The following is a 3044-nucleotide window of genomic DNA, read 5'->3' as shown; positions in this document are numbered from 1 at the left end:
TGTGACTGCTGTTTCGTGGAAGTCGTGTTACTAGGCGTTCTCGCGATTTCCGCTAGGCCTCATGTCGCCGACCTGCATCTTCATGCTCGATCATGCCTCAGCACCCCGATTAGCTGCGGAACGCGAGAGGTCTGCCCCGGAAGATGGCCCGCGCATACTCCGGGGTCTGGAGCAGGCCGGGAATGATCAGTGGCTGCCAGGTTCGCAGGGTGTCCGCCTGCTGTTCGATTTCCGCCAACTGAGCCAACCACGTGGGCCAGCGCGTGGTGTACTCGATGGTCTCTCCCCAGCGGGCCAGCAGCTCGCCCTCCGCTTTCAGCGCGGCGTCGGCGGCGCGGACGAAGTCTTCACGGGCCGGGCGTTCACCACGCTCGACCATGCTGATCTTCGACACTGACCAGCCGAGCATCGCGGCGAGCTCCTTCTGCCGCTTTCCTGCCATTATGCGATATTCGCGAAGATAAGCACCGAACTCCGCTTGCGGAGCTTTCAATTCGGGTTCTGGCTCAACGTTTCCCAAGGCAGGAAGCCTCCTTCCCGAGCGCACACGAGAAACACACCGCTATGTGTAGTAGCACACACCTGGTTCGTGCCCGGGAAGTGCTTTGCATTGACCCCTATACGCAGGGGTTTTCTGAGATGGTCTCTTCAGGCCAGCGTGGACCCTCCATCAATTACACGAAATGGTGAGCAGACGTGTTAGACATTGCTCGCATTCTTCCCATATAGGAAGCGACCGATGATCAGGAAGTAACGAGGCGAATCCGATGATCTACTACACACCCTCACCAAGGGAGTTTGAGGAAATCGGCGCTATCAGGTTGGCGTGCAATGCTCGGGCGCCATATCTGGCGCGGGAGGCGATCACCCGGTGGCTGGGCAGTAGCCACGCGGCCCGGGAGATCGTCACTCTGGCGGTATCGGAGCTGGTCACCAATGCCGTCAAGTACGCCGACGCGACCGGTACCGGTGCCGGCTGCGAAGACATCACGCTCAAGCTGTCTCAGGACTCGGTGGTCTTGCGACTGACGGTGACCGATCCCGGGTCGAACTGCTCGACGCCCACCCGCATCCCGCTCCAGGCGCCGGACCTGCATGCCGAGCACGGGCGGGGGCTAGCGATCGTGGAGACCCTGTCGCGCGGCCGGTGGGGAAGCTACCGCTCGCCCGGTAGCGGCTGCCGGCACGTCTGGTGCCACCTCGATCGCCATCCCACCGAGGCGCAACTAGAGGAGCTGTACTGCGCCCCTGTCGCCGGCTGACCTCGTTCACCCTTGGTCACGGCCCGTGCTGGCCTGCCCGGATTCGGAGAAGCATCGTGCACCGCCATCACCTGCTCATGTTCATCCCGGTGTCCATCACGGCCGCGTTCGCCGGCTGGATCACCGCCGCTCCCGTCTACCTCCCCACGACGCCCTTGGTGGTGGCGGTGCTGGTGGGCGGGCCGCGCGTGTTCTCAGTGCATCAACAAGATGACGGGCTACCGTGCAGTGGCCCTTCGCACCGACAAGCGCGAGCGCATCTGCCAGGGCACCGTCGACGTCGCCTCGATCAGGATCTGGCTCCGTGACCCGGTTCAACGACGACACTCCCTAGACGGTAGAGAGGGGTGATGTCGCGAGTAGCCACGTCGCGCACTGCCGCGCCAGATAGCGCGAACCGAGCAAGTCGTCGCGTGCCCACCAGCGATAGGTGTAGGGAAGGCGCTTGTGGAACAGGCGATACAGCGCCCAGTGCGGCAGCGGTGGGCGTTCGCGCAGGCGCAGGGCGATACCGCCACGTACGACATCGAGTGCGTCGCGCAGGGTCGGCCTGGTCTGCTGCGGCTTGGCCAGATCCAGCAGCGTGCCGATCAACTCCTCGCCCCGTGTCTGCCGATATCGGAGCGGGTAAGCCCGCGCGAGGAGCCGGCAGCGGCGTTCGTAGGCGTCCATGGTCACGTTCCGGGCTGGAGTCGTGCGCCGAGGCGGCGTTGTGCGGTGGTGGCGAGGCGGGTCAGGCGGGCGGTCTCCTCGGTCAGGAGCTCGGCGCCCTGGCCGGTCAGCTCGTAGTAACGGCGGTGCCGGCCGTCCACGACCTCTTCACTGACCACACGGGCGAGCCCCGCTGCGGTGAGGCGGTCAAGCGCGCCATAGAGGGTGCCCGCGCCGAGGCGGATGCGGTCCTCCGATAACTCGCGCACGGCTTTGATCACGCCGTAACCGTGCAGTGGGCCGTCGGAAAGGGCCAGCAGCACGAGATAGCTCTGTTCACGTAGTGGAATAGCCGATATATATCGCCAACCGTACTATTGGTCAAAGGGGGGTCGGTCGCAGAACCGGAGCCGAAGACCGCTTTGGAGGCGGAGGAGAAGAGCGGGTCCCGATCATGAGCTGTCGTCAGGTCGGGCCGCCCCAGGCGCCGCCTGTCGGTGAAGGTTCACTTACGCGCCACGAGGTGACGATGCCACCGCAGGATCGTCGCCGGGGTGACCGGGAAAAACTCCGTCCACCGACGGCGGGGGATCAGCGGAGACAACGCTGCCAGACGCAGTCGGCCGGCGTGATCCCACCGCGGCCGGCCACCGAGTTGACGGCGCAGCCCTTGATTCTCGTGATGGAGCACAAGCGGCTCAACGTCCTTGGACGGATCGGCGCGGGCCAGGACCACCAGCAGGCCGACTATACCCCTCACCCACCGGTAGACAAGCGACAACATCACCTCGCCATGGTCACGGCCGCCGCCTCGATCGCGCGGCAGAAGCCCGGCTCACAGTACGGAACCGTGTTTCCGAGCGGGACGGGGCCCGATGGGCTGCGGTCAGCTGACAGCGCGCGTTTTATCCGTCACTGAACAAGATCTTTACTTTTAGTTCGACTTTATGTGATGATCACTCCGTTTTGTCGCTTTTATCCTCGAAGGGTCCGAGTGAACACATCACGACCAGCGTCCGGTTTATCCAACCGGACGCGCCGGCGCGCTGCCCTGATCGCGGCTGTGACGTTGCCGCTCTCGATGATGAGCGCGCCCGCGATCGCGCAGAGCCCAACCCCACCCCCCACCGC

At 64.5% G+C, this 3044-nt stretch carries 5 protein-coding genes; 2 read left to right on the top strand and 3 right to left on the bottom strand.

The window, feature by feature from the left end:
* Positions 1–109 precede the first annotated feature (109 nt).
* Complete coding sequence (locus tag ETD86_RS53585; RefSeq protein ID WP_138674269.1) at positions 110–520, bottom strand: helix-turn-helix domain-containing protein; 411 nt, start codon at positions 518–520, stop codon at positions 110–112.
* 247 nt (positions 521–767) lie between these two features.
* Here ETD86_RS53585 and ETD86_RS53580 point away from each other — a divergent pair, with 247 nt between their 5' ends.
* The gene (locus ETD86_RS53580) at positions 768–1262 is read left to right on the top strand and encodes an ATP-binding protein (protein WP_138674268.1); all 495 of its coding nucleotides are present in this window, start codon (positions 768–770) and stop codon (positions 1260–1262) included.
* Between the two features lie 330 nt (positions 1263–1592).
* On the opposite strand, the gene ETD86_RS53575 is transcribed toward ETD86_RS53580, so the two are convergent.
* Complete coding sequence (locus tag ETD86_RS53575) at positions 1593–1934, bottom strand: hypothetical protein (protein ID WP_138674267.1); 342 nt, start codon at positions 1932–1934, stop codon at positions 1593–1595.
* A gap of 2 nt (positions 1935–1936) precedes the next feature.
* Positions 1937–2236, bottom strand: coding sequence for a PadR family transcriptional regulator (locus ETD86_RS53570; protein ID WP_281287121.1), 300 nt, complete (start codon positions 2234–2236; stop codon positions 1937–1939).
* Between the two features lie 200 nt (positions 2237–2436).
* Here ETD86_RS53570 and ETD86_RS53565 point away from each other — a divergent pair, with 200 nt between their 5' ends.
* Positions 2437–2832, top strand: a complete 396-nt coding sequence (locus tag ETD86_RS53565) for a hypothetical protein (RefSeq protein ID WP_138674265.1) — start codon at positions 2437–2439, stop codon at positions 2830–2832.
* Positions 2833–3044 lie beyond the last annotated feature (212 nt).

Origin of the sequence: Nonomuraea turkmeniaca (assembly GCF_005889735.1) — a bacterium.
Classification (GTDB): Bacteria; Actinomycetota; Actinomycetes; order Streptosporangiales; family Streptosporangiaceae; genus Nonomuraea; species Nonomuraea turkmeniaca.
Note: the sequence above shows the minus strand (reverse complement) of the source record. Positions and strands in the feature narration are given on the sequence as shown.